Source organism: Mesorhizobium sp. M0152 (assembly GCF_040322415.1).
GTDB lineage: Bacteria > Pseudomonadota > Alphaproteobacteria > Rhizobiales > Rhizobiaceae > Mesorhizobium.
On record NZ_JAMYTH010000013.1, the window covers coordinates 76,909 to 99,860 of the forward strand.

At 62.7% G+C, this 22,952-nt stretch carries 26 protein-coding genes and 1 pseudogene; 15 read left to right on the plus strand and 12 right to left on the minus strand.

Annotated features, from left to right (window positions below; all coding sequences use genetic code 11):
- Positions 1-10 precede the first annotated feature (10 nt).
- The 7 genes and pseudogenes from NKJ26_RS15570 to NKJ26_RS15600 all read left to right on the plus strand — a co-directional run bounded on the left by NKJ26_RS15570 (position 11) and on the right by NKJ26_RS15600 (position 5,910).
- Entirely contained in the window at positions 11-1,018 is a 1,008-nt protein-coding gene (locus tag NKJ26_RS15570; protein ID WP_352696078.1) for a ribonuclease T2 family protein, read from the plus strand.
- 176 nt (positions 1,019-1,194) lie between these two features.
- The gene (gene ettA / locus NKJ26_RS15575) at positions 1,195-2,844 is read left to right on the plus strand and encodes an energy-dependent translational throttle protein EttA (protein ID WP_027025418.1); all 1,650 of its coding nucleotides are present in this window, start codon (positions 1,195-1,197) and stop codon (positions 2,842-2,844) included.
- A 65-nt stretch (positions 2,845-2,909) separates the two neighbouring features.
- On the plus strand, positions 2,910-3,158 hold the full coding sequence (locus NKJ26_RS15580) for a DUF6290 family protein (RefSeq protein WP_352696079.1): 249 nt from the start codon (positions 2,910-2,912) through the stop codon (positions 3,156-3,158).
- Positions 3,067-3,420 (plus strand): type II toxin-antitoxin system RelE family toxin, encoded by a 354-nt coding sequence (locus tag NKJ26_RS15585; protein ID WP_352696080.1) that lies wholly within the window; start codon positions 3,067-3,069, stop codon positions 3,418-3,420. The genes NKJ26_RS15580 and NKJ26_RS15585 overlap by 92 nt, the downstream gene beginning before the upstream one ends.
- Positions 3,417-4,210: pseudogene (tam, locus tag NKJ26_RS15590) on the plus strand (trans-aconitate 2-methyltransferase). Before NKJ26_RS15585 ends, tam begins: the two are co-directional and overlap by 4 nt.
- Before the next feature lie 111 nt (positions 4,211-4,321).
- Entirely contained in the window at positions 4,322-4,660 is a 339-nt protein-coding gene (locus NKJ26_RS15595; RefSeq protein ID WP_352696081.1) for a hypothetical protein, read from the plus strand.
- Between the two features lie 128 nt (positions 4,661-4,788).
- Positions 4,789-5,910, plus strand: a complete 1,122-nt coding sequence (locus NKJ26_RS15600) for a beta-ketoacyl-ACP synthase III (RefSeq protein ID WP_352696082.1) — start codon at positions 4,789-4,791, stop codon at positions 5,908-5,910.
- Between the two features lie 9 nt (positions 5,911-5,919).
- Here NKJ26_RS15600 and NKJ26_RS15605 read toward each other — a convergent pair whose 3' ends face one another.
- From NKJ26_RS15605 to NKJ26_RS15615, 3 genes are all read right to left on the minus strand, one after another.
- Positions 5,920-6,486 carry a methyltransferase family protein gene (locus NKJ26_RS15605; protein ID WP_352600833.1) on the minus strand — a complete coding sequence of 189 codons (567 nt, stop codon included), beginning with the start codon at positions 6,484-6,486 and terminating at the stop codon, positions 5,920-5,922.
- A 108-nt stretch (positions 6,487-6,594) separates the two neighbouring features.
- Positions 6,595-6,993, minus strand: coding sequence for a VOC family protein (locus tag NKJ26_RS15610; RefSeq protein ID WP_352696083.1), 399 nt, complete (start codon positions 6,991-6,993; stop codon positions 6,595-6,597).
- 19 nt (positions 6,994-7,012) lie between these two features.
- On the minus strand, positions 7,013-7,432 hold the full coding sequence (locus NKJ26_RS15615; RefSeq protein WP_352696084.1) for a tautomerase family protein: 420 nt from the start codon (positions 7,430-7,432) through the stop codon (positions 7,013-7,015).
- Between the two features lie 212 nt (positions 7,433-7,644).
- On the opposite strand from NKJ26_RS15615, the gene NKJ26_RS15620 reads away from it, so the two are divergent.
- Positions 7,645-8,205 carry a TetR/AcrR family transcriptional regulator gene (locus NKJ26_RS15620; protein ID WP_352696085.1) on the plus strand — a complete coding sequence of 187 codons (561 nt, stop codon included), beginning with the start codon at positions 7,645-7,647 and terminating at the stop codon, positions 8,203-8,205.
- Between the two features lie 13 nt (positions 8,206-8,218).
- Positions 8,219-8,821, plus strand: coding sequence for an MOSC domain-containing protein (locus NKJ26_RS15625; RefSeq protein ID WP_352696086.1), 603 nt, complete (start codon positions 8,219-8,221; stop codon positions 8,819-8,821).
- 78 nt (positions 8,822-8,899) lie between these two features.
- Here NKJ26_RS15625 and NKJ26_RS15630 read toward each other — a convergent pair whose 3' ends face one another.
- Positions 8,900-9,883: a D-amino acid aminotransferase gene (locus NKJ26_RS15630; protein WP_352696087.1), complete on the minus strand. Its 984-nt coding sequence runs from the start codon at positions 9,881-9,883 to the stop codon at positions 8,900-8,902.
- A gap of 175 nt (positions 9,884-10,058) precedes the next feature.
- On the opposite strand from NKJ26_RS15630, the gene NKJ26_RS15635 reads away from it, so the two are divergent.
- Positions 10,059-10,562 carry a hypothetical protein gene (locus tag NKJ26_RS15635; RefSeq protein ID WP_352696088.1) on the plus strand — a complete coding sequence of 168 codons (504 nt, stop codon included), beginning with the start codon at positions 10,059-10,061 and terminating at the stop codon, positions 10,560-10,562.
- Positions 10,563-10,571: 9 nt separating this feature from the next.
- Here NKJ26_RS15635 and NKJ26_RS15640 read toward each other — a convergent pair whose 3' ends face one another.
- Together NKJ26_RS15640 and tsaA are read right to left on the minus strand one after the other, a co-directional pair.
- Positions 10,572-10,886 carry a DUF2293 domain-containing protein gene (locus tag NKJ26_RS15640; RefSeq protein ID WP_352600847.1) on the minus strand — a complete coding sequence of 105 codons (315 nt, stop codon included), beginning with the start codon at positions 10,884-10,886 and terminating at the stop codon, positions 10,572-10,574.
- Entirely contained in the window at positions 10,883-11,419 is a 537-nt protein-coding gene (gene tsaA, locus NKJ26_RS15645) for a tRNA (N6-threonylcarbamoyladenosine(37)-N6)-methyltransferase TrmO (protein WP_352600849.1), read from the minus strand. Before tsaA ends, NKJ26_RS15640 begins: the two co-directional genes overlap by 4 nt.
- 193 nt (positions 11,420-11,612) lie before the next feature.
- On the opposite strand from tsaA, the gene NKJ26_RS15650 reads away from it, so the two are divergent.
- Both NKJ26_RS15650 and metF read left to right on the plus strand, forming a co-directional pair.
- A complete protein-coding gene (locus tag NKJ26_RS15650; protein ID WP_027025427.1) occupies positions 11,613-12,635 on the plus strand; it encodes an ArsR/SmtB family transcription factor in 1,023 nt (340 codons plus the stop codon).
- Complete coding sequence (gene metF / locus NKJ26_RS15655) at positions 12,635-13,552, plus strand: methylenetetrahydrofolate reductase [NAD(P)H] (protein ID WP_352696089.1); 918 nt, start codon at positions 12,635-12,637, stop codon at positions 13,550-13,552. The genes NKJ26_RS15650 and metF overlap by 1 nt, the downstream gene beginning before the upstream one ends.
- Before the next feature lie 460 nt (positions 13,553-14,012).
- Here metF and NKJ26_RS15660 read toward each other — a convergent pair whose 3' ends face one another.
- Positions 14,013-14,930 (minus strand): DMT family transporter, encoded by a 918-nt coding sequence (locus tag NKJ26_RS15660; RefSeq protein ID WP_352696090.1) that lies wholly within the window; start codon positions 14,928-14,930, stop codon positions 14,013-14,015.
- A gap of 371 nt (positions 14,931-15,301) precedes the next feature.
- Here NKJ26_RS15660 and NKJ26_RS15665 point away from each other — a divergent pair, with 371 nt between their 5' ends.
- Complete coding sequence (locus NKJ26_RS15665; protein WP_352597682.1) at positions 15,302-16,522, plus strand: alanine racemase; 1,221 nt, start codon at positions 15,302-15,304, stop codon at positions 16,520-16,522.
- Here NKJ26_RS15665 and NKJ26_RS15670 read toward each other — a convergent pair.
- Entirely contained in the window at positions 16,519-17,250 is a 732-nt protein-coding gene (locus NKJ26_RS15670) for an SDR family oxidoreductase (protein ID WP_352597684.1), read from the minus strand. The two genes, NKJ26_RS15665 and NKJ26_RS15670, sit on opposite strands and share 4 nt — an antisense overlap.
- Positions 17,251-17,354: 104 nt before the next feature.
- Between NKJ26_RS15670 and NKJ26_RS15675 the strand changes: the two genes are divergently transcribed.
- Positions 17,355-18,296 (plus strand): LysR family transcriptional regulator, encoded by a 942-nt coding sequence (locus NKJ26_RS15675; protein WP_352696091.1) that lies wholly within the window; start codon positions 17,355-17,357, stop codon positions 18,294-18,296.
- A 55-nt stretch (positions 18,297-18,351) separates the two neighbouring features.
- Here NKJ26_RS15675 and NKJ26_RS15680 read toward each other — a convergent pair whose 3' ends face one another.
- Both NKJ26_RS15680 and NKJ26_RS15685 read right to left on the minus strand, forming a co-directional pair.
- A complete protein-coding gene (locus NKJ26_RS15680; RefSeq protein ID WP_352696092.1) occupies positions 18,352-19,530 on the minus strand; it encodes a lytic murein transglycosylase in 1,179 nt (392 codons plus the stop codon).
- 186 nt (positions 19,531-19,716) lie between these two features.
- The gene (locus NKJ26_RS15685) at positions 19,717-20,517 is read right to left on the minus strand and encodes a glycoside hydrolase family 25 protein (RefSeq protein ID WP_352597690.1); all 801 of its coding nucleotides are present in this window, start codon (positions 20,515-20,517) and stop codon (positions 19,717-19,719) included.
- Between the two features lie 309 nt (positions 20,518-20,826).
- On the opposite strand from NKJ26_RS15685, the gene NKJ26_RS15690 reads away from it, so the two are divergent.
- On the plus strand, positions 20,827-22,206 hold the full coding sequence (locus NKJ26_RS15690; protein ID WP_352597692.1) for a serine hydrolase domain-containing protein: 1,380 nt from the start codon (positions 20,827-20,829) through the stop codon (positions 22,204-22,206).
- A 34-nt stretch (positions 22,207-22,240) separates the two neighbouring features.
- Here the strand turns inward: NKJ26_RS15690 and NKJ26_RS15695 are convergent, their stop codons facing one another.
- Both NKJ26_RS15695 and NKJ26_RS15700 read right to left on the minus strand, forming a co-directional pair.
- Positions 22,241-22,549 carry a HigA family addiction module antitoxin gene (locus NKJ26_RS15695; protein ID WP_352597694.1) on the minus strand — a complete coding sequence of 103 codons (309 nt, stop codon included), beginning with the start codon at positions 22,547-22,549 and terminating at the stop codon, positions 22,241-22,243.
- A gap of 8 nt (positions 22,550-22,557) precedes the next feature.
- Entirely contained in the window at positions 22,558-22,854 is a 297-nt protein-coding gene (locus NKJ26_RS15700) for a type II toxin-antitoxin system RelE/ParE family toxin (RefSeq protein ID WP_352598047.1), read from the minus strand.
- Between the last annotated feature and the right edge of the window lie 98 nt (positions 22,855-22,952).

The following is a 22,952-nucleotide window of genomic DNA, read 5'->3' on the forward strand; positions in this document are numbered from 1 at the left end:
GGGATTTCCTATGCGCATTGGTGTTGTTTTCGGGTTGGCAATGCTGGCGGCATCGCTGGCAGGCGCTGCGCAAGCAGACGTCAAGATGAGCGGCACTTTCGTTGCCGACGCTGCCTGTCCGGCAACGCAAGCCATCAAGAACGGCAAGAACCCCGGCAATGTCTCGACCGATGCCGGGCAGAGCTATCAACTGTTGGCCGGCAATAAGGATGCGCCGACGCACTACCTCATCCAGATACCGGGCGCCGATCCGGAACGCCGCTGGGTGAAAGTTTCCTGCGGTCATCTCTCGGGCAGCAGTGCCGCAACGGTGCCGGCGGCACCAGGCGGACAAGGCAAGCCGGCGGCCTCGGGAAAGCCCGAATACGTCTTCGCACTGAGCTGGCAGCCGGCCTTTTGCGAGACCAAGTCGAACAAGACCGAATGCAAGGCGCAAAACCCGAACGAATTCGATGCCACCAATTTCACCTTGCACGGATTGTGGCCGCAGCCGAACGGCAATTTCTATTGCCAGGCGACAGCTGGCGACAAGGCCAACGACAATCCGGCCCACTGGAAGGATCTGCCGCCCGTCAATCTGGACGCGGGCACACGCGCGGAACTCGACAAGGTGATGCCGGGCACGGCTTCGCAGCTCGATCGGCACGAGTGGATCAAGCACGGCACCTGCTACGGCAAGAGCCAGCAGGAGTACTTCTCCGAGGCGCTCAAGCTGATGCGTGAGGTGAACAACTCGCCGGTGCGCGATCTCTTCGCCAAGAACATCGGCGGCAAGCTGACGGCGGACCAGATCCGCGGCGCCTTCGACACCGCCTTCGGTACCGGGGCAGGGGACCGTGTGCGCGTGTCCTGCGTCATCGATCCGTCAAGTGGCCGGCGGCTGATCGGCGAGTTGACACTCGGTCTCGCCGGTCCGATCGCCCCGGACAGTTCGCTCAAGAGCCTGTTGCTGGCTTCGGTGCCGACCAACAAAGCCGGTTGCCCGACCGGCACTGTCGACGCGATCGGGTTCCAGTAAACGCGGTTCGGCTCCGGTCGAGCCCCGGCAGCGCGCACTTGTCCGTGTGATCGGCTTGAAGTGGCGAAAGCGATTGCCGTTCGCCGACGCATCGCTTACATAGCGCCCAACCTCCATTCAATTCGACAAATCCAGTCAGTTTTTCTGGGTCGGTCAGTTTTTCAAGGAAAGCGCGCGTGGCACGCCAGTTCATCTATCACATGGCCGGCCTCAACAAGGCCTATGGCACCAAGAAGGTGCTTGAGAACGTTCATCTGTCCTTCTACCCCGACGCCAAGATCGGCATCCTGGGCCCCAACGGCGCCGGCAAGTCGACGATCCTCAAGATCATGGCCGGCATCGACAAGGACTGGAACGGCGAGGCGTGGCTCGCCGAAGGCGCGACCGTGGGATATCTCGCGCAGGAGCCGGCGCTCGACGCGGCGAAGACCGTGTTCGAGAACATCATGGAAGGTGTTGCCGCCAAGACCGCCATCATCGAGCGCTACAATGAATTGATGATGAACTATTCCGACGAGACGGCCGACGAGTCGGCCAAGCTCCAGGACGAGATGGACCGGCTCAACCTTTGGGATCTCGAACAGCAGGTCGAGATGGCGATGGAAGCGCTGGGCTGCCCGCCAAAGGATGCCGACGTCACCAAGCTATCGGGCGGCGAGCGTCGCCGCGTCGCGCTCTGCCAACTGCTGCTGCGCCAGCCCGACCTGTTGTTGCTCGACGAACCGACCAACCATCTCGATGCCGAAACCACGGCGTGGCTCGAAAAGCATCTGCGCGCCTATCCGGGTGCCGTGATGATCATCACCCACGATCGCTACTTCCTCGATAATGTCACCGGATGGATCCTGGAACTCGATCGCGGCCGCGGCATTCCCTACGAGGGCAACTATACCAAATACCTCGAAGCCAAGGCCAAGCGCCTCAAGCAGGAAGGCCGCGAGGACGATGCCCGCCAGCGCGCCATCGGCCGCGAGCGCGAGTGGATACAATCCAGCCCCAAGGCCCGCCAGACCAAGTCCAAGGCGCGTATCCAGGCATTCCAGGATCTGCTGGATGCAGCCGACAAGCGGCGGCCGACCGACACGCAGATCGTCATTCCGCATGGCGAACGGCTCGGCAACGTGGTGATCGAGGTCGAAGGCCTCTCGAAGGGCTTTGGCGACACGCTGTTGATCGAGGGTCTGGAATTCAAGCTGCCGCCGGGCGGCATCGTCGGCGTCATCGGCCCGAACGGCGCCGGCAAGACGACACTGTTCCGCATGATCACCGGCCAGGAAAAGCCCGATGCCGGCACCATCCGCGTCGGCGAGACGGTGAAGCTCGGCTATGTCGACCAGAGCCGCGACGCACTGGATCCGTCGAAGACGGTATGGGAAGAGATTTCCGGCGGTGCCGAAGTGGTCAAGCTGGGCAAGTTCGAGGCCAATACACGCGCCTATTGCGCGTCGTTCAACTTCCGTGGCGGCGACCAGCAGCAGAAGGTCGGCAACCTCTCAGGCGGCCAGCGCAACCGCGTCCATCTGGCAAAAATGCTGAAGACCGGCGGCAATGTGCTGCTGCTCGACGAACCGACCAACGATCTCGATACGGAAACGCTGGCGGCACTCGAAGACGCGCTGGAAAATTTCGGCGGCTGCGCCGTCATCATCTCACACGATCGCATGTTCCTCGACCGTCTGGCGACGCACATCCTGGCCTTCGAAGGCGACAGCCATGTCGAATGGTTCGAGGGCAATTTCGAGGATTACGAGCAGGACAAGATCCGCCGCCTCGGGCCAGAAGCGGTCAACCCGCACCGCATGACGTATAAGAGGCTGACGCGGTAGCTGACAGGCAACGAGCCGTTGCAGTCCACCTTCGTGTGACCTAAATTGATGGAATGGAGATTTCCATGATGACGGTCAAACTGCCGCATGAGACAGAGAAACTGCTGGCGGATATGGCCAGGGCCAGTGGTCGCACAGCGGATCAGGTCGCCCTCGACGCGATTCTCGAGGCTATCGAGGATTGGCAGGATGCCAAAATCGCGGAAAAACGCCTCGAAGAAGATGACGGCGTGCGTGTCCCCCTGGAAGAGGTGTTGCGGAAGCTTGAACTTCGCGAGGCCGAGGAACGGCGCAAAAAGCCTGCCGCTGAATGAGTTGGCGTGTCGAGTTCACGTCGCGAGCCGAAAAGGATATCGAGCGGCTTTCGACGAAAGAACAACGACGCGTCCTCGAGTTTCTCCATCAACGCGTGTCGGCGCACCCCAATCTCGGATTCTTGCCAAGCGTCTGACCGGCACCAAGCAGGAAGCGTGGCGTTTTCGCGTTGGCGACCACAGAGTCATCACCCAGTTCCAAGATAGCCGACTTGTCGTCCTGGTCGTCGAAATCGGCAATCGTCGTGAGATCTATCGATGAATTACAGCGAAGCCGTCGACGCAAGACCTGACTGGTCCGCCGCCCAATATCTGAAATTCGAGGACGAGCGCACGCGGCCCGCGCGCGATCTCGCAGCGCAAGTGCCGGTCGACTTTCCGCGCCGGGTCGTCGACATCGGCTGCGGGCCGGGCAACTCGACCGAATTGCTGGTCGAGCGCTGGCCGGACGCCGAGGTGAGCGGTTTCGACACCTCGCCCGACATGATCGAGAAGGCGAGGGCGCGTTTGCCCGATGTCACCTTCGATCTGGCGGACGCATCCAGCTGGCAACCTGCAAACCCGTCGACGTGATCTTCGCCAATGCGGTTTTCCAGTGGCTGCCCGACCATCCTGCGGTGTTCCAGCGGTTGATGGGGTTTCTCGCCCCGGGCGGCGCGCTCGCCATCCAGATGCCCGACAATATGGCCGAGGATTCTCATCGCCTGATGCGGGAAACCGCAGCCGAGATGCCGTTCGCCGCGAAGATCAATGGTGCGGCGCGCGCGCCGCTGCCGCCGGTGTCGTTCTACTATGACCTGCTGGCGCCCCTCAGCGATCGGCTGGATATCTGGCACACGGTCTACAACCATCCGCTGGCCGACGCCGAGGCGATCGTCGAATGGGTGAAGTCGACGGGGCTGAAGCCCTTTCTCGACCCGCTGGACGCGGACGAGAAGGCGATGTTCCTCGACAGTTATACGGCCAGGATCGCCAAGGCCTATCCCAGAACGGCGAGCGGCAAGGTGCTGCTGCGTTTCCCGCGCATCTTCATCGTGGCCAAGCGGGCTTGAGCACGGCCAGCGTGGGCTGCTTTGGGTGCTCCGCCGCTTGACCCGGTTTCGCCACCGTGCGCATTTCGATGCCGCAGGAATTGGGGTGAGTTGCCCGTGTGGCAGGGGTGGATGATGATACTGAAAAAGATGCTTTACGGCGGCGGCATATGCGCGGCGGCGCTGCTGGCGTTCTCTGTTTCGGCGGAAGCCAAGCGGGCGCGCTGCTTCACCACGGATGACGGCTATTTCCCATGTAGCTACAGGACCATCGACGGCGCCGGCAGTTTCCGCATTTCGGCGCCTGGCTATCCGACCTATGTGCTGGAGATCGACGGGCCGGGCTTCGCCTATGGTTATGTCAATCTCGGCCGCCGCAACGTGCCTCTGCCGGGGCAGTATGTGCGCAGCCGCGATGACGGCGCGTGCTGGAACAACCCGCAGACCAACACCAAGCTATGCGCCTGGTGAAGTCCGGTTTAAGCCGGCGTAAACCTTTGGTTTAAGCCGGCGTAAACCGGCTCGATGAGAAAACGTTGCGCCGGAGTGTTTCGGCGCCCACATGAAACCGCAATGCCCGCGGATGGGACGGACTGAACATGCATCGCGTCATCGTCAGCGGCATCGGCGCTGAAATCCCTGAACCTGTCATCACCAATGAAGAACTGGTCGAGAGCTTCAACAGCTGGGTCGATAGCGAGAACGCGCGACGGCAGGGCACCGGGGAGACGCCGCTGCAGAAATCCGACAGCGACTTCATCGTTCATGCCTCGGGCGTGCGCACCCGCCACGTCATCGAACGCGAGGGCATTCTCGATCCGACTCGCATGACGCCGCGCATTCCGGCGCGGTCGGACGACGTGCTGTCGCTGCAGGCCGAATTCGGCATCGCTTCGGCCAGGAAGGCTCTCGACCATGCCGGACTGGAGCCTTCCCAGATCGACCTGGTGATCTGCTCGGCCTCGCATCACCAGCGGCCTTACCCAGCGATCGCCATCGAGATGCAGGAGGCGCTGGGGACAACGGGCGCCGGCTTCGACATGGGGCTTGGCTGTTCCTCCGCGGCGGCGGCCCTGCACATGGCGGTCAATCTGGTGCGGTCGGGCGCGCACAAGCGCATTCTGGTGACGACGCCGGAGATCATCACCGGCCATCTCAATTTCCGCGACCGGCAGACGCACTTCATCTTCGGCGATGCCTCGGTGTCGATGGTGGTGGAGGGGCTCGCCCAGGGCGAGAAGCGGCCAGGGCGCTTCGAGGTGCTCGACACGCGCATCTGGACCCAGATGTCGAACAACATCCGCACCAATCTCGGTTATTACACCCGCGCCACCCAGGATGACCCCTACATGATCAACCTGGAAGGCAACCTGATCAAGCAAGTCGGCAACAAGGTGTTCAAGGAAGTCACCGTTGCCGGGCATAAATTCATCGTCGAATTCCTGGCCGAGCACGGGCTGACGCCGCAGGCGGTCAGGCGCTTCTGGCTGCACCAGGCCAATGCGCGCATGAACGCCATGATCCTGAAGCTGTCGTTCGGCCATGAAGTCGACCACGACCGCGCCCCGATGGTGCTGGAAAAGCTGGGCAACACGGCGGGCGCCGGCGCCATCGTCGCACTGTCGGAGAACCATGCCGACATGAAGCCCGGCGACCACGGCCTGATCTGCGCCTTCGGCGCGGGATATTCGATCGGCGGCGCGCTGCTGAGGATGCTGTGACCTGACGCGTCAGGCTGGCGCGAAGGGGACCAGCATGGGCACGCGCCTGGCATAATCGTCATAGGCGCTACCCAGTTCACCACGCAGGAAGCGTTCCTCCAGCCTTGCCTTCATGACGATGCCGATGGTGAGCAGCGCGGCGCCGGCCACACCCCAGACGGTGCCTTTCGCCGCCATGGTGGCGAGGATCGCCAGTAGAAGCCCGGTGTAGATTGGGTGACGAACGAGGCCATAGGGTCCGGTGTCGACAACGCTGTGCTCTGCCTTGGCGGTTACGGTGCCCGACCACAATCGGCCGAGATGCAGGCGCGCCCACCAGCAGAAGGCGAAACCGACGGCAATCAGCGCTACACAGATCCAGGCTTCGGCCAGGTTGGGAAACCACATACGAAACCGTCCGACATAGCCATGTGCCGGAATGAAGAGCAGGATGGTGCCAAGTATCAGCACTGCCCTATAGGGCGCCTCGGCCAGAAAGCCGGCGCGTTTCTCGGCCCGGTCAGCCCAGAAGGCGGCAGCGGCCCATGACACCACCCAGATCAGCCAAAGCAGCACCATTGCCGTCGCGGGACGCATGAGCACCTCCACCGATCTGTCCGGACGTCACCATGAGACCGTCAGAGCGCGGCAGCATTGCGGCGCAATACGGCAGTGGGTACGAGGATCGTGATCGGCGCCGCGGCCTCATTCAGCAGGACCGCTGAACATCCACTGTACGTCGAAGGCATCGATCAGCATGCCGAAGCTGGTTCCCCAATATTGGCGGGTGAGGGGCACAGTGATCCGGCCACCTGCGGTCATGTGATCGAAGAGCTCGCCCATTGCGGCCAGATCGTCGAATTCCAGCATCATGGCAGAGCCTTTCATAGGCTCCGCGTCGTCATTGTCGGAAGCATGAAACAGAACGCCCTGGCCTTGGAATTGCGCATGCAGAACTTTTCCGCGCATGGCTTCTGTTCGCACCGGCATGCCGTTGTCGCCCCAGCGCAGCAGGATCGTTGCCCGGCCCAGGCCGCATTGCTCATAGAAGGCCAGGGCCGGTTCGCAGTGGGTGGTGAAGAATAGTGCAGGGGAGAGCCGCATGGGATCGCTCCTTGCCGCATCAATGCGCGGCGGCGGTGGCGGCGATGAGCGCCTCGCCCGTATATTGCCTGTCACCAATGCCCCAGCCACCGTCGGGCGCGTTGACGATGTTGATCCAGGTGTTTTCCGGCCGGTGGCCCGACACGCAGAGTTCTGCGACAATCCCGGCGGCAGCGGTGATGAAGGTCTTGCGGGCTTCGAGCGAGCCAAGTCCGATATTGGGCAGCTTCAACTCCACCATGACGACAGGCCGATTGGCGCCTCCCGCATAGATGTGGCGAGGCGGGAGGATATGGACCGTGCCGCCGACAATCGCGGTGAAGAATGCATTGCCGGTGGCGCCGGAGGCCTCGATGAGGGCGGCGCTGAGGCGCGGCAGGATCTCGCGTTCGCCTGCCGAGGTCAGTACGCCTTCCGGCGCGGTCACGGTGATTGGCATATGGCTCTCCTTGGGCTCGGGTTGCATGGTCTTGCCGACAGGGATGTCGTCCGGCTTGCCATGTTTCGTATCAATTGTTACGTTACATGGAGAGTGCGAGTCAACCGGTTTCGTATCGATCACTATGAATAATTGGCATTATGAATAATTTAGAGAAGCCCCGCGGTGGCCGGCCGCGTGCATTCGATCCAGGCCGGGCGCTGGATGCCGCGATGCATCTGTTCTGGGAGCATGGCTATGAGGCGACGTCGCTCGCCATGCTGCGCGAGGCGATGGGGCTGACGCCGCCGCAGATCTACAACGCCTTCACTGACAAGGAGACTTTGTTTCGCAAGGCGCTGACGCACTATCACGAGACGGAAATTGGCTTTGCGGTCGAGGCGCTGAGCGCGCCAGTGTCGACGGGAGAGGCTATCCGCCGCTTGCTGCTCGGCGCGGCAAAGGCCTATTCCAGGCCCGGCAAGCCCGGTGGCTGCCTGTTCGTCAGCGGCGCATTGGCGGCCTCGCCGCAGGCGCAAGCGATTGCCGATGAGCTCAGGACCTATCGCAAGGCAAGTGAAACGGCGATAGCGGCACGGCTGGCGAAAGGCAGGGCAGCAGGCGATCTGCCAGAAAACCTCTCGGTGGAGGGCCTGGCCAAATACATTGCAAGCGTTATGAACGGCATGTCGATCCAGGCGCGGGACGGCGCTTCGGTCGAAGAGTTGCGCGCTTTGGCCCAGACTGCTCTTGCGGCTTTGCCGGTCGGAGGGCAAAACCAAGCATATGATTGAAGGACGGAACGCCATGCTGGACCTCTTCCGCGAGGCTGAACAGCCGGTCGACATCATCGCGGGCAAGAAGCTTGTCGCCAGGGCGGCAGCTCTCTACGTCGCGCCGTCGGATCATTTCCAGACGCGTGCGGTGGACGAATTGCGGCTCGGTTTCGACGGCATAGCGGGCGATTTCCATGCCGGGCCGACGCGGCGTTCGGGCGGGCGCGAGCCCTGGTATCCGCGCGGCACCGAAATGCGCAACGAGCGACAATTGTCCATCGTGGCGGAGGATGAGCTTGCCATCGTCGCCGAGCGCATGGGGCTGGCCGAGATCAAGCCGGAGTGGATCGGCGCCAATCTTTTGATCGAAGGCGTGCCGCACCTCTCCATGCTGCCGGCCGGCACGCTGCTGTTCTTCAAGGGCGGGGCGACAATCAAGATCGACGCACAGAACGGACCTTGCCGGATCTCCGGCCGATCGATCGCCGGAAATGCCGGCATGGCCGACGTTGACGCCGGCGCGCTGTTGTTCCCGAAAGCGGCGAAACGCCTGCGCGGCGAGAAGCCGGGCACGATCCGGGCCGGCGAGGAGATCTCGGTGCGCGTGCCGGAGCAGTGGATTTATAGGGGTTAGCTGGGTTGTTCCCATTGCGCCGAAGAGCAGGGGCTGCGCCGCCCAGCGGACGGCGCAGCAGAAGTTGTCACGACTCAGCTATTGATCATCGGCAGGCCGGTCAGGATAGCTCACCGGGCTCGACCATTCCGGGTCGTCGTGCTTTTGCCAGTAGAGCGCCATCAGCCGGCTGGTGATCGGCCCGACGGTGCCTCCAGCAACGGCCGCGCCGTCGATCTCCGTTACCGGCATGATACCGCCGGCGGTCGAGGTGATGAAAACCTCGTCGGCTTCACGCAATGCAGCGACGCCAACGTTGGCCGGGGCGGCGACAAGGCCTTCTTCGGCGCACAGGTCGAAAACAGTGCGCCTTGTGATACCGGGCAGCACGCCAACGGCCGGCGTCGACAGTTTGCCGTGCTTGACGCAGAACACGTTGAAGCCGGGGCCCTCGGCGACATTGCCGTTGAAGTCGAGGATCAGCGCCGTGTCGGCGCCGCGGTCATAGGCGTCATAGAGGCCACGCACCAGATCGAGCCAATGATAATTCTTGATGGCCGGATCGATCGAGGCTGGTGGAATGCGCACCTTGTCGCTGATCGCGACGCGCAGGCCGCGCCGCAATTGTTCGGCATTGGCGACCGAGCCGAACGGCACGGCGAATGCCATGAAGCGGTTGATCGCCTGGCGCGGATCGCGGCTGAAGGTCGGCGAGGCGCCGCGTGTGCACAGCATTTCGACATAAGCGGCGCGATGGCCGGATAGCGCGACGCAATTGTGCAGGACCTCGGCCACGCCTTGACTATCGAAGGGGATCGTCATGCGCAGCTTGTCCAGCCCGCCGAAGAAGCGGTCCAGATGCAGGTCGAGGCGAAAGAAGCGGCCGTTCCAGACATGCACCGTGTCGTAAGTGGCGTCGGAATGCAGAAAGCCCCAATCCAGCACCGAGATCTTCGCTTGCGACATCGGTAGATACTGCCCGTCAAGGAAAGCGATGCCGTCCGGATAGGAATGCGGGTCGACGTGGCGGTCGCTGACCACCGGCAGCGGCTTCGGAGCCTGTGTTGCCATCGTCTGGCTCATCGGTGCCTTCTCCAAGCGGGGCGGGATCGGCAGGTTACCGGCGCCATGCGGAAGGCATAGAGCCACTCGCCCGGCGCTGTTCGTCCTCGCCAATGACAGATATGGCACGGCGATCTGGCTGATACATAGGATTGGAATTGCCTTACGATCCTGGAATGGTGGGCGGGAGAGAGATATGGGCAGGTTTGGGATCATTGTTGCAGTCACGATGGGTTTCGCTGTCGCTGGCCAAGCCAGCGCACAATGCGCGAAAGAGGGCGAGGAATTGTGCCAGGGCGGCCAGACCTATCGCTGCGAGAAGACAGGCAGTGAATTGACGCCGATCTTCCAGAACGTGCCTTGCGTGGTCGACGTACCGACGCTGACCGGCATATGGGTGGGCAACGGCCACCAGAGTCCGGCAGGTGACACCGGCGCCGATTGGTCGATCGCCATGACGATCAAGGACGGCGGCGCGTCGATCGACTATCCATCAGTCGGCTGTGGCGGATCGCTGTCGCAGACGTCGAGAGATGATACGTCGGCGAAATATCACGAGAGCATCACTTACGGGCAGGACAAGTGCATTGACGGCGGCGACATCACCGTCCGGTTCTTCAAGGGAAACCTGTCCTGGCTATGGGTCGGCCAGGCGGACGGCCAGCCCTACAATGCCGTCGCCGTGCTGAAGCGGCAGTGACCCGCGGCCTCATCCATCCTCGTCGTCGGCGTCGAGCAGGCGTGTGGCGCGCCAGCGCGTGAGCACGACGTTGGTCTGCTCGATGACGAAGAAACGCGCCGAGTCGCGGTCATAGCCTTCGGCCAGCAGCTTTTCGTAATCGGTATGGCCGTGGCGGATATGGGCGATGGTCGCTAGCCATACGGCAATCGTCGGCGGCAAGGTCTTCATGTGCACCGAGCCGGCGTCGGCACGGATCTTCTCCATGTCGGCATAGGGCGCCAGGGGCAGCAGCGCAGTCAGCGCCTTGGCGATGGCGCGGCGGCGACCGGTCGGCGCTGTCATCGCCGAACCCGATTGGGCTCGTCGCGCCCTTCCACGGTCGCCTCGGCAATGGCGTCGGTCGAAGCGAAATAGGGCTTGATGTCTATGACGGGCGTGCCGTCGAGCACGTCGATGGCGTCGAGATCGATGCGCCCTGTGCCGATATCGAGACCGACGAGCCTGGCCACGTGCAGGCCGATCGGGTTCGGCCGAGCAGGGGAGCGCAGGCCGAATACACCTTTCGCTTCAGCCGCATGGCGGGGTTTCTGCACAATCAGATTCCGCGGCGCATGATTGAGCCAGGACAGGATGATCACATGGCTGGCGCGCTCCAGGCCCCGCAGGCCCTCACGATAAGGCGCGTCGATGGTCAGCACCGCCGGCTGCCCGGCCTCGAGGGCGGTGCGCATGTTCTTCGGGCAGGTCTCCCGCGTTGTCCATGGCGAGGCGATGCGGCCGATGAAGACGATCCCGCCATCCGGTGGCATCTGCGCCGGGTCGTTTTCCAGCCTCTGTTCGCCCTCGCGCGTTTCGAACATTTGCGTTTCAGTCATCCTGATCTCGTGGTGCGAGCTTGTTAAATGCCGAGGTCTGTTCCAGGCATGCCATTGCCCACCACATGCCTTTGACGACACACCGAGAGGTCACGCAAGCGGCATTTTCTTGTCCGGAAGCGACATAGCGCTTGCATAATGGTGAAAATCGACATAAACATATGTTTATATCTTTTTCAAAGAGAATACGCAGATGCATGTCGCGCTCGACACGATGGTGGACACATTGAAGGCGGCGGCCGAATCCAGCCGGCTGCGCATACTGGCGCTGCTGTCGCGCGGCGACCTCACCGTTTCCGATCTTACGGAAATTCTTGGCCAGTCGCAGCCACGCGTTTCGCGTCATCTCAAACTGTTGCTGGAGGCCGGGCTGATCGACCGTTACCAGGAGGGGTCCTGGGCCTTCTTCCGGCTGTCGGATGCCGATTCGGCGCGCGACTTCGTCATTGGGCTGGTGTCCGGCATTCGCAGTGCCGATCCGCAGGTTGAGCGCGACCTCGAGCGGCTGGCCTCGGTCAAACGCAAGCGGCAGGACCGTGCCACGGAGTATTTTTCCGTGAACGCGGCGAGCTGGGACCATATCCGCTCTTTGCATGTGCCGGACCGCGCCGTCGAAGCCGCGATGCTGAAGCTGGTCGGCAAGCGGCCGTTCCAGTCGATGCTCGACCTCGGCACTGGCACCGGCCGGCTGCTGGAAATCTTCTCGCCGCTCTACCGGCGCGGCGTCGGCATCGACATGTCGCGCGAGATGCTGACCGTGGCGCGCGCCAATCTCGACAAGGCCGGCGTTTCGAATGCGCAGGTGCGGCAAGGCGACATCTTCTCGCCGCCGGTCGAGCGCGATGCGTTCGACCTCGTCACCATCCACCAGGTGCTGCACTATCTCGACGATCCGGCGCGCGCCATCCACGAGGCGGCGCGGCTTCTGCGCCCGGCGGGGCGGCTGATCATCGTCGACTTCGCGCCGCACACGCTGGAATTCCTGCGCGACGAGCATGCGCATATGCGGCTCGGCTTTTCGGACCGGCAGATGGGCGAGTGGTTTGCCGAGGCCGGTCTTGATCTCGAGGACAGCCAGGAGTTCGAGCCGCGCGGCGGTAACGAGGCCAGGCTCACCGTCAAGCTGTGGCTTGGCCGCGACCGGCGCCTGCTGATCGCCGATCCCGCCAACGACAGCCAGCAAGCCAAAGTGAACCCGATAGGGGAAATCGCCTGATGAACCAGTTCCGTTTTTCCCGCCGCCCCGACATTGGCGACAAGGTCCGGGTTTCCTTCGAATTCTTTCCGCCGAAGAACGACGAAATGGAAACGAGGCTGTGGGACACGGTCACACGGCTGGAGCCGCTGAAGCCGAAGTTCGTTTCGGTGACCTATGGCGCCGGCGGCTCGACGCGCGAGCGCACGGCACGCACCGTCGGCCGCATCCTGAAGGAGACCAGCCTGACGCCTGCCGCGCATATGACCTGCGTCGACGCCCCCCGCCATCAGGTCGATGCGGTGATCCAGGAATTCGCAGACATGGGCGTGAAGCGCTTCGTCGCCTTGCGCGGCGATCCGGCCGAGGGCGTCGGAACCGCCTACCGTCCGCATCCGGATGGCTATGCCAATGGCGCCGAGCTGGTCGGGGCGCTGAAGGATGCCGGCGACTTCGACATCTCGGTGTCGGCCTATCCGGAGAAGCACCCGGAAAGCCCTGACTTCGCCACCGACATCGACATGCTGAAGCGCAAGGTCGACAATGGCGCGACGCGGGCGATCACACAGTTCTTCTTCGACAACGACCTTTACGAACGCTATGTCGAGCGCGCCCGCCGCGCCGGCATCTACATCCCGATCGTGCCCGGCATCTTGCCGGTGCACAATTTCACGCAGGTCGCCAATTTCTCGGCACGCTGCGGCGCGTTGGTGCCGGCATGGCTGGCCGAGCGCTTCGACGGCTTGCAGAACGATCCGCAGACCCATGCGCTGGTCGCCTCCGCCGTGGCGGCCGAACAGGTGCTGGATCTGGTCGAACGGGGGGTGGGCGACTTCCACTTCTACACCATGAACCGGGCCGACCTCGTCTTCGCCGTCTGCCACATGATCGGTATCCGCGCGCATGAGGCGGAGGTTGCCGGATCGGCCGCGGCATAGAGCCGAACAGCAAAAGGCCGGGTAAAAACCCGGCCCTTCGAATTGTTTGGACTATTCGGTGCTGGTCTTCCCCGTCTTGGCGGGTTCAGGGAAGGACGCCCACAATGAGGGCGCCGATGAAGGCAAACGCAGCACAAATCATCAATGCGTTGATTGGCCTCGTAAGTCCCATGACATAGCCTCCTCTTAAAGAGCTATGTCATGGAGTCTAGTTTCATTTGTGCCACAGGCAAGCGGAAAATGTGCTGCATTGCGACGTGACTGTGAAATTTGCGACCTCGCTTTTGCCGTTACGCGTTGAAACTCTTCGGCAAAAACCCGCTTCAGGCCTGTGAACAAATTATGGCAGGGATGTGTCTCCACCGTGTCATGGCAGCGCTACCACGACCCGAAAGCCAATTCGACTTTCGGAAAACGCGATGTGGAGATTCAATCAAAGTGGCTTGAACGCGTGGCGTTCTCACGCCTGCCTGAACAAGCGCCCATCTATGGTGACGAGGCCAAGGCCGATCAGCACCACGCCGCCGATTTCGAACGGCTCGAGCCGTTCGCCGAGGAACAGGAAGCCGAGCAGCATGGCGCTGGCCGGGACAATCAGCGTAACCAGCGAGGCGTTGGTGGCGCCGGCGGAGGCGACGAGGTTGAAATAGAGGATGTAGGCGAAGGCGGTGGATAAAAGCGCCAACGCCAGCACAGCCGCCCAGACTGGCGGCGAGGCAGAGAACAGGCCCGCGGGGCCATGAGCAAGCAGCACGATAGGGATCATGATGATGGTCGAGGCGGTCAACTGTCCGGTGGCGACGACCGCCGAAGGCACGCCCTTGAAGCGGCGGGCGACCATCAGCGCAATGCCATAGGAGAGCGACGCGCCGATCAGCGCGAATTTGGCCCAGACCGGGCCGCCGAGCCCGGCAAGCAGGCCGGGACCGATCATCACCGCGGTGCCGGCGACGCCGAGCGCAATGCCGGCGAGCTTGTTCCAGGAGAGCTTTTCGTCAGACGTGAGCGCATTGGCGAGGATCAGCGTCCAGAACGGCGTCGTCGCGTTGAGCACCGAGGCGACGCCGGCGCCAAGCTGGGTCTGGCCGGCGAAGATCAGCGAGAAAGGCACGATATTGTTGGTGAACGCCAGCAGGAAGAACAGGCCGGAGTGGGGAAGCGCAAGGCGAAACGAAGGGCCGCGCAGGCCGAGATAGATATGCAGCGCGATTGCCGCGATGGCGACGCGAAACAACACCAGCACCAGCGGGTGAAGCTCCGCCACCGCGATGCGGGCGAAGAAGAACGAGCCGCCCCAGATCGCGCCGAGCAGCAGGAGCTGCCCCCAATCCTTGAGCACCATCGGGCCGCGCGGTGCGGATGTCGCGGCTATCGCCATATGAATCGTCCTCCCTTGGCTGCTATCCAATCAGGCAGAAGGCATATCGGGTCCGCCGGCAAGGGCCACCCGAAACCGATGATGGGGAAATGCTCCTGCCAGCTTTTTGATCATGCATGTCGTTGTCCCAAAACCGCTGCGCACTTTGGGCGACATGCACCAGGTTCACCGTTTTATGGAAACGCCGAACCGCTCTTTGTTTTTTACGCAATTCCCTAGGGAAAGCGCTACGCGCTTTTCCCGGGAAAAGCGTTTCACACCTTTCCTGGAATTGCTCTAGGGCCGATGCGTCATGGCCGCGAGACACAGAATTGTTTTCATTGGCGGCTAGCTTGGATTAATTGTGCGCAGGTTAGATCAAGGATTCGTCCATGCAGCGATTCGAGAATGCCCGCGAGGCGGCACTGGCGCTTCGCCCGGACGATCCGGTCTATTGCTTCCGCCCGCAGGTGCTCGAGGCCGATGCCAGGCAGTTCATGGGCATGTTTCCCGGCAAGACCGCTTATGCGGTCAAGACCAATGGCGAGCAGATCGTGCTGAAGACTTTGGTCGAGGCGGGCGTCAGTGCCTTCGATGTCGCTTCGCCCGGAGAGTTCGCCGCCGTGCGCGCCGTCTCTCCCGATGCCGAGATGCTCTACATGCATCCGGTCAAGGCGCAGTCTGATATCAAGCTGGCGCTGGAGAAATACGGCATCCGCGTCATTTCGCTCGACCATGAGGACGAGATCACCAAACTGACCCGGGTTGTGCGGGCGCTCGACATCGATCCGGGCTCGCTCAGCGTGTTCGTGCGGGTGCAGACCAAGGGGCATGCCGCCTACGAGCTGTCGAAGAAGTTCGGCGCCGGGCCGGCCTATGCGGTGGAACTGGCCGAGCGGCTGAACCGCACCGGCTACAGGGTTGGCCTGTGCTTCCATGTCGGCAGCCAGATCGAGGATCCCGATACTTATGAGCGGGCGCTGGCCTCGGCCGACTGGGTGCGCAACCGGCTGACCTTCGACATTGCCGGGCTGGATGTCGGCGGTGGGTTTCCCGCCGAATACGGCCACGATCCGAACCGCAAGCAGATCGAGATGCCGTCGCTCGGCCAGATCATGTCGCGGCTTTCCGGCGATCTGAAGGAATACCAGTTCGACCAGATACCATTGGTGGCCGAGCCCGGCCGGGTGATCGTGGCGCGCTGCCTGTCGCTGATCGTGCGGGTGCTGCTGCGCAAGGGCAAGCGGCTCTACATCAATGACGGCATCTGGGCGTCGCTGTCGGATTCATGGACCGGCAAGATCACGCTGCCGGCGCGCTTCATTCCCGATCCCGCGATCCGCTCGCGCAACGGAGAGGACAAGAATATCGTGCCGTTCAAGGTCTGCGGCGCGACCTGCGATTCCGTCGACATCCTGTCGCGGCCGTTCTGGCTGCCGGAGACCGTCGACACCGGCGATTGGATCGAAATCGGCCATATCGGCGCCTATTCGCTGTCGCTGCGCACGCGGTTCAACGGTTTTTATCCCGACACCTTCGTCGAGGTCACGACGCCTTTCGACGAGGGCGACGCGCCGCAGGGGTTCGCGAGTTTGGAGACGATGGCCGACTAGGCCACCCCGCCACCAGCCTGGATATTCTCGCCGGTTAGCCAGCGGGCCTCGTCGCTGGCCAGGAAGACCGCGACATCGGCAACGTCGCGCGGCGCACCGATCCTGCCGAACGGCGACATGCCGGCCGCTACGGCGCGATCGCGGTCGGGAAGCAGGTCCGTGTCGGTGAAGCCCGGCGACAGCGCGTTCACGGTGATGCCGCGCGGTCCGAGTTCGCGCGAGAGCACGCGCACGAACTGTTCGACGGCGCCCTTGCTGCCGAGATAGAGCGCCGTCTGCGTGAAGAACATCTTCGTGCCACCGGTCGAGACCGCGATGATGCGGCCGCCGTCGCGCACGCGGCGTGCTGCTTCCTGCAGCGTGAAGAACGTGCCCTTGGCATTGGTGCCGAAGACATGTTCGAAATCGGCTTCGGTTGCCTCGCTCAACGGTTTGATGACGGCGACGCCGACATTCGCAACGACGATGTCGATCGCGCCCAGCGCCCTCTCAGCCTCGTCGAATAAGCGGCGGATATCCGAAACGCTGGACATATCGGCCTGGATGGCGGCGGCTTCTCCTCCCTTGCCGGCGATGGCGGCCACCACCTCATCAGCGGCTCTCTGATTGCCGACATAGTTGACGACGACAGCAGCGCCCTTGGCCGCGAGCCCTTCGGCGATGGCCCGGCCGATGCCGCGCGAGCTGCCGGTGACGAGTGCGGTTTTGCCGTTCAAGGACTGAGACATGACCAATTTCCTTCAATCACTCAAACCCGCGCCGGTTTCCGATGGCAAGAAATAGCGTGACGGGGCCGATGGTCAAGAAATAGCGGCATGCAACTGATTATATAATGGCATATTATCTGACTGGCTTGTTAATCCTGGGATACACAATGCGCGGGTCTGAATTCACCGAGCTCAAGGCATTCGCGGCAATCGTGGAAGAGCGTAGTTTCGTCCGCGCCGCCGCCCGGCTGCGCGTATCCCCCCCGGCGCTCAGCCAGTCGATCCGGCAATTGGAGGCTCGCATCGGTGTCAGGCTGCTGAACCGCACGACACGCAGCGTTTCACCCACTGCTGCCGGAGACACGCTGTTTGCGCGCCTTGCTGTTGCATTTGAGGAGCTGGAGGGCGCCGTCGCGGACATTCATGCTGCACGCGACCGGCCGGCGGGTTCGCTGCGTATAAACGTGCCGCGTGTCGCCGCGACGCGGTTCATCGCGCCGATCCTCGGTGACTTCCAGCGCGCCTATCCCGATATCGCGCTGACCGTCATCGTCGACGACACGCTGACCGACATCGTCGGGGGACGGTTCGATGCCGGAATCCGACTTGGCGAGCGGCTGGAGAAAGACATGGTAGCGGTGAAACTGAGCGGGGATTTGCAAATGGCCGCGGTGGCCGCTCCCGCCTATCTCGAGAACCGGGCCATACCTCGCCATCCGCAGGAACTGCACCAGCACCAATGCATAAAGTTCCAATGGCCGGGCGGTGGTAATCTCTATCGATGGGAATTTGCGCGCGGCAAGCGGGCCCTGGAAATCGCCGTCGAGGGCAGCTTGACCGTCAACGATACCGAACTGATGCTCCATGCGGCGCTGGATGGAGCGGGCGTGGCCTATATGTTCGAATACCAGGTACGGCCCTGGATCGAAAACGGCAGGCTGTTGCGTTTTCTGGAAGGCTGGTCATCCAGTTTCCCGGGCTTCTATCTGTACCATCCAAGCTCGCGGCAGGTGCCGCCAGCGTTGCGGGTCTTCATCGACTTCATGCGCTTGAGGAGAGATGAGTGAGTAGCTAGCGAGGCTCTTTGGGGGCTCACTGCCCGCTGCTGACTATTTGCTCCCTTCAGAGCTTCGCCAAAAGTTCCGCCGTCGGCCAGCCATCCACCGGCAGGCCAAGCCGCATCTGTTCCTTGCGGATCGCTTCGCGGGTGTTGGTGCCGAGGATGCCGTCGACGCTGCCGACGTCGTAGCCCCGGGCTTCGAGCTTGGTCTGCAAGGCCTTCATCCGGTCGTTGTCGAGGCCTGGTTCAGGATTGCGCGGATCGAACGGGGGTGCGCCGGCCAGTCGTGCGGCAAGATTGGCCGCCGTCAGCGCGTAGGTGAAGGACTGGTTCCATTCGAGATAGACGTCGAAATTGTCGTAGGTGAGGAAGGCTGGCCCCTTGCGGCCCATGGGTAGTGCCAAGCCTGCCTTCAGGCCCTTGTCGTCGAGCGGCGAGCCGTCGGGATTGGTGACGCCCCACTGTGCCCATTGCGACAATGGCAGCTTGTTGGTGCGTCCGGTCTGGTCCCAGGGCATGTCGTCGGGGACACGCACTTCCTGGATCCACGGCTCGTCGCGTTTCCAGCCACGCGACAGCACCTTGTTGCCGGTTGTCATGATCACGTCGGGGACGCTGTTTCTAAGGTCGACCTTGCCGTCGCCGTCGCCATCGACGCCGCGCGTCAGATAGTCCGAGGGCAGTATCTGCGTCTGGCCGATCTCGCCGGCCCAGGCGCCGTTAACGTTGGCCGGCAGCACGCCGCGATCGATGAGCTCCAGCAGCGGCACCAGTTGTTGCCGGAACAGCTGCGGGCGGCGGCAATCATGCGACAGCGTCACCAATGCGCTCAGCGTATGGAAATCGCCCTGCACGGCGCCGAAATCGGTCTCCAGCGCCCAGAAGGCGGCGATGACCGGCGCCTGGACGCCGAACTGCTGGTCGGCGCGGGCGAACACATCGGCATATTTCTTCAGGTTCGCCGCACCTTGCTTCAGCCGGTAGGCCGAGATCATGCGATTGGAGAACTCGATGAAGGTCTGAGTAAAGACGCCTTGGGCGCGGTCGCGCGCCAAAGCCCTCTCGTCGATGCTGACATCCTCCAGCGCGTCGAGACCGACCGCGCCGACGCCTGCCGCCTTGGCTTCGGCGGCCACGCCCTGCTTCCAGGCTTCGAAGTCGCCGCCGCATTCCTGCGCCATCGCCGGTAAAGCCGTGGCGCACAGGAACAGCGCCGTGAGGGCTCGGGAACGCAGTCGCATCGGTTTCCTTTCGACATTCAGGGTTCCAGGCGACCTGGCGCGTCCATGGGGACGCCTACGGCTCTGGAATACTGGCGGTTGCACTCTTGACCACCGGCTGTGTCGAAAGCAGGCGGCAGGCCCGGTGTCAACGGGTGTTGTGCCGCAGCACTTGTTCCGGGGGGCTTCGCTGCCGTTGAACCGGTGTCAACGGGTGTTCTGCCGCAGCCACTTGTTCCAGGCAGCCTCGCTGCCGTTGAAGACGTTGATGTCGGACTTGCCGGTCATGCCCGGAACGACACCGGTCCCGGTGTACTGCCAGAAGGTGAAGGGATGGCTGCCATACTTCTCGCGTGGGTGGCCGGCGACGGAGCGCAGCCAGTAGGGATAGCCGCGGAAGGACGACAACTGGTTGTCTTCGAAGAAGTCGACCGAGGTGTAGATGATCGGTTTCTTGCCGTAATGCCGCTCGACGATTTCGAGGAAGGTGGTCATCTCCGCGCGCACGGTGGCGGCGTCGGGACGCAGCCGACAGGTCGGCGATTTCGGGTTCCATTCCATGTCGAGGACCGGCGGCATGGCCGAGCGGTCGACGGGAACATTCTTGATGAACCAGCGCGCCTGCACGGCCGCGGGAGTGCAGAAATAGAAGAAATGATAGGCCGCGCGTGGGAGACCATTGGCTCTCGTGCGGGCCCAGTGCTCATTGAAATACTCATCGAAGCGGTCGCCGCCTTCAGTCGCCTTGATGAAGGCGAAGGAGATGCCGCCGGCCTTGGCAGCCGGCCAGTCGACCGAGGTCTGATATTTGGAGACGTCGGTGCCGTGAACGGCATAGTTCCAAGGCGCGCCGCTGTCCCATTCGTGCGGCTTGGAATCGGCGAAGCGAGGCGCGCGCACGGCTACTGTCGGGCTGCTGGACGCGGACGGCGACAGCGGCGCGAGATCGTCCACGGTCGAGCAGGCACCCAGTAGCGTCAGCATGAACAGGACCGCAAGACGGCGCATCGCAACTCCCGAGCCGGAATCAGCCGGTCGCTGATGGGTCGTTTCAGCAGATGGCCCCTCGATCTGGCCACTGGACGGTCACCCCACAGGATCGCCCAGCTCTCTAATGCATGTCGTTTCGACGTGCTTTAGATCTTTGTCTGTCGTGCATGCCGTTGTCCCTGCGCAGTTTTGAGCAACATGCATCCCTGTGATCGCCGATCATGGTTGATAATCCGTTGACGGCGCTCGACAAGAGAGACGATTTTGCGGAAGCAATGGCGGCAAATCGATGGCATAAGCGTCGGCCGTGGGCTTGGGAGGAAACAAATGCGGATCTTCGTCAAGATCGTCAAATGGCTGCTTGGTCTTGTCGTGCTGGCGATCGTTGCGTTGTTTGCCTGGCTCTATATCGCGCCGCCCGAATTGATCCGCGTCGGCTCGGGCTATTCGGCCAAGATCGTTTGCTCCAACGTCTTCATTGCCGGGCGCGACCCCAATGAGGTGCTGGCGGTCGACGTGCAGGCGCCCGGTCATCCTTTGCTCAAGCTGATGCGGGTTTCGGTCGACAAGAACCGGGGCATCGTCTCGGCCGGCCTGCTCGGCTTCCTCGGCAAGAGCGTCGCTGTCGCCCGCGATGGGCTGGGCTGCGCTTCGGTTCCGGATGGCGATGTCGGCAAGGTACGCCGCACGACCATCCAGGCCAAGCACGCGGCGCTAAGCCAGGATGCGCTGTGGCCGGAAGGCGAGCGGGTCGATGCCTCGCAAAATCCCGAGGTCTCCAAGGTCGTTGGGGACGCGGCCATGGCCGGCGCGGGCATGCGCGCCATTGTGGTGGTGAAGAATGGCCGGATCGTCGCGGAACGCTATGGAGACGGCTTTTCAGCCAAGACGCCACTGCTCGGCTGGTCGATGACCAAAACGGTGAACGCCGCCATCGTCGGCACGCTGGTCAAGGACGGCAAGATGGCGATCGACGGCAAAGGCCTGTTCGCGCCGTGGAAGGCCGATGGCCGCGCCGGCATCAGCCTTGCCGACATGATGGCGATGTCGAGCGGGCTGGAGTTCAACGAAGATTACGGCGACGTCGCCGACGTGACGCGCATGCTCTATCTCGAGCCCGACATGGCCGGCTTCGCGGAAGGCAAGCCGCTGGCGGGCGATGTGGGCAAGGCGTTCTCCTATTCGAGCGGCACTGCGGTGATGCTGTCGCGTCTCTGGCAGGACGCGATCGGCGACAAGGCCAAGGCATTGACCTGGCCGCGCACGGCGCTGTTCGAGCCGCTCGGCATGCACAGCGCGGTGCTCGAGACAGACGAGCAAGGCACTTTTGTCGGCTCGTCCTATCTCTACGCCACGGCGCATGACTGGGCGCGCTTCGGGCAATTCCTGTTGCAAGGTGGGGTCTGGAACGGCAACCAGATCCTGCCGGCCGGCTTCGTCGACTGGATGCGGGAGCCGGCATCCGCCTCGAAGGTCTACGGCAAGGGCCAGTTGTGGATCGAGGCACCGGGCGACGAGGACAGCCCGGGCGCCGGTATCGCCGCCGGCCTCCCCAAGGACACTTACTGGATGGAGGGCCATGACGGCCAGACGGTCGCCATCATTCCCTCGGAACAGCTGGTGGTGGTGCGGCTCGGCCTTACGCCGGCCAAGCTCAATTACCGCCCGCGGGAGATGGTGAGCGCGCTGGTGAAGGCGCTGCATTAGAGTAGGCGAAAGGTTGATTGCAGCAGAACTCTGTCTATGCGGCTGTCGCCAAAGGCTTGGCGCGATCAACACGAGCCCGCTCGTCGGGCGAATTCATAACCGCCCAGAGATCGCTGCGCCGTTGGACGTTCAGCCAAAAGTCCGGGCTATTGCCGAACACCCGCGCCAGAATGAGCGCGGTTGCCGCCGTTACGCTGCGGCGATCGTTGCACAATTCGTTCACATGCTTGCGTTGAACGCCCATGGCATCGGCCAAGGCCGTCTGTGTCAGGCCGAGCGGCTGCATGAATTCTTCCGTGAGAATTTCTCCAACCGTTGCTGGTTTGCGTGCGGTCATCAACATGTCTCACCTCACCTGTAGCTGTGGTCGTCGAGATATATGTCCGACGCTTCACCGCGGCCGCCGTCCCAGCGGAAGACCAGCCGCCATTGCTTGTTGACGCGGATCGAATGGAACCCTTCGAGATTGCCGCGCAATTTCTCGAAATGGTTGCTGGGTGGCACCCGCAAATCCTGATCGCTCGTCGCGTCGTCAATCATCTGGAGCTTGCGAAACAAGCGGCTTTCAAGATCGGGCGGGATGTTCCGGGAGTGGCTGTCCTCCACCAAAAAGGCCCGGAGCCATCCGTCTCTAAAGCCGACGATCATCCGATGCTTCCAGCCTGTGAGACAATGTACCGCTCCTGGGGTCACGTGGCAATGCATGATTCCAGGTGATGCATCTGCCCCTGGCTAAAAGTTAGAGT

Bases quoted from the DNA above. Each gene is read 5' to 3' on its own strand.
- NKJ26_RS15585 (WP_352696080.1), top strand. From the start codon at position 3,067: ATGACGGCGTGCGTGTCCCCCTGGAAGAGGTGTTGCGGAAGCTTGAAC.
- NKJ26_RS15660 (WP_352696090.1), bottom strand. From the start codon at position 14,930: ATGGCGATAGCCGCGACATCCGCACCGCGCGGCCCGATGGTGCTCAAG.
- NKJ26_RS15620 (WP_352696085.1), top strand. From the start codon at position 7,645: ATGCATCTGTTCTGGGAGCATGGCTATGAGGCGACGTCGCTCGCCATG.
- NKJ26_RS15635 (WP_352696088.1), top strand. From the start codon at position 10,059: ATGGGCAGGTTTGGGATCATTGTTGCAGTCACGATGGGTTTCGCTGTC.
- NKJ26_RS15675 (WP_352696091.1), top strand. From the start codon at position 17,355: ATGGCATATTATCTGACTGGCTTGTTAATCCTGGGATACACAATGCGC.
- metF (WP_352696089.1), top strand. From the start codon at position 12,635: ATGAACCAGTTCCGTTTTTCCCGCCGCCCCGACATTGGCGACAAGGTC.
- NKJ26_RS15630 (WP_352696087.1), bottom strand. From the start codon at position 9,883: ATGAGCCAGACGATGGCAACACAGGCTCCGAAGCCGCTGCCGGTGGTC.
- NKJ26_RS15615 (WP_352696084.1), bottom strand. From the start codon at position 7,432: ATGCCAATCACCGTGACCGCGCCGGAAGGCGTACTGACCTCGGCAGGC.
- NKJ26_RS15650 (WP_027025427.1), top strand. From the start codon at position 11,613: ATGCATGTCGCGCTCGACACGATGGTGGACACATTGAAGGCGGCGGCC.
- NKJ26_RS15595 (WP_352696081.1), top strand. From the start codon at position 4,322: ATGATGATACTGAAAAAGATGCTTTACGGCGGCGGCATATGCGCGGCG.
- NKJ26_RS15570 (WP_352696078.1), top strand. From the start codon at position 11: ATGCGCATTGGTGTTGTTTTCGGGTTGGCAATGCTGGCGGCATCGCTG.
- NKJ26_RS15685 (WP_352597690.1), bottom strand. From the start codon at position 20,517: ATGCGCCGTCTTGCGGTCCTGTTCATGCTGACGCTACTGGGTGCCTGC.
- NKJ26_RS15600 (WP_352696082.1), top strand. From the start codon at position 4,789: ATGCATCGCGTCATCGTCAGCGGCATCGGCGCTGAAATCCCTGAACCT.
- NKJ26_RS15690 (WP_352597692.1), top strand. From the start codon at position 20,827: ATGCGGATCTTCGTCAAGATCGTCAAATGGCTGCTTGGTCTTGTCGTG.
- tsaA (WP_352600849.1), bottom strand. From the start codon at position 11,419: ATGACTGAAACGCAAATGTTCGAAACGCGCGAGGGCGAACAGAGGCTG.
- NKJ26_RS15680 (WP_352696092.1), bottom strand. From the start codon at position 19,530: ATGCGACTGCGTTCCCGAGCCCTCACGGCGCTGTTCCTGTGCGCCACG.
- NKJ26_RS15610 (WP_352696083.1), bottom strand. From the start codon at position 6,993: ATGCGGCTCTCCCCTGCACTATTCTTCACCACCCACTGCGAACCGGCC.
- NKJ26_RS15670 (WP_352597684.1), bottom strand. From the start codon at position 17,250: ATGTCTCAGTCCTTGAACGGCAAAACCGCACTCGTCACCGGCAGCTCG.
- NKJ26_RS15665 (WP_352597682.1), top strand. From the start codon at position 15,302: ATGCAGCGATTCGAGAATGCCCGCGAGGCGGCACTGGCGCTTCGCCCG.
- NKJ26_RS15625 (WP_352696086.1), top strand. From the start codon at position 8,219: ATGCTGGACCTCTTCCGCGAGGCTGAACAGCCGGTCGACATCATCGCG.
- NKJ26_RS15640 (WP_352600847.1), bottom strand. From the start codon at position 10,886: ATGACAGCGCCGACCGGTCGCCGCCGCGCCATCGCCAAGGCGCTGACT.
- NKJ26_RS15695 (WP_352597694.1), bottom strand. From the start codon at position 22,549: ATGTTGATGACCGCACGCAAACCAGCAACGGTTGGAGAAATTCTCACG.
- NKJ26_RS15700 (WP_352598047.1), bottom strand. From the start codon at position 22,854: ATGATCGTCGGCTTTAGAGACGGATGGCTCCGGGCCTTTTTGGTGGAG.
- NKJ26_RS15580 (WP_352696079.1), top strand. From the start codon at position 2,910: ATGATGACGGTCAAACTGCCGCATGAGACAGAGAAACTGCTGGCGGAT.
- NKJ26_RS15605 (WP_352600833.1), bottom strand. From the start codon at position 6,486: ATGCGTCCCGCGACGGCAATGGTGCTGCTTTGGCTGATCTGGGTGGTG.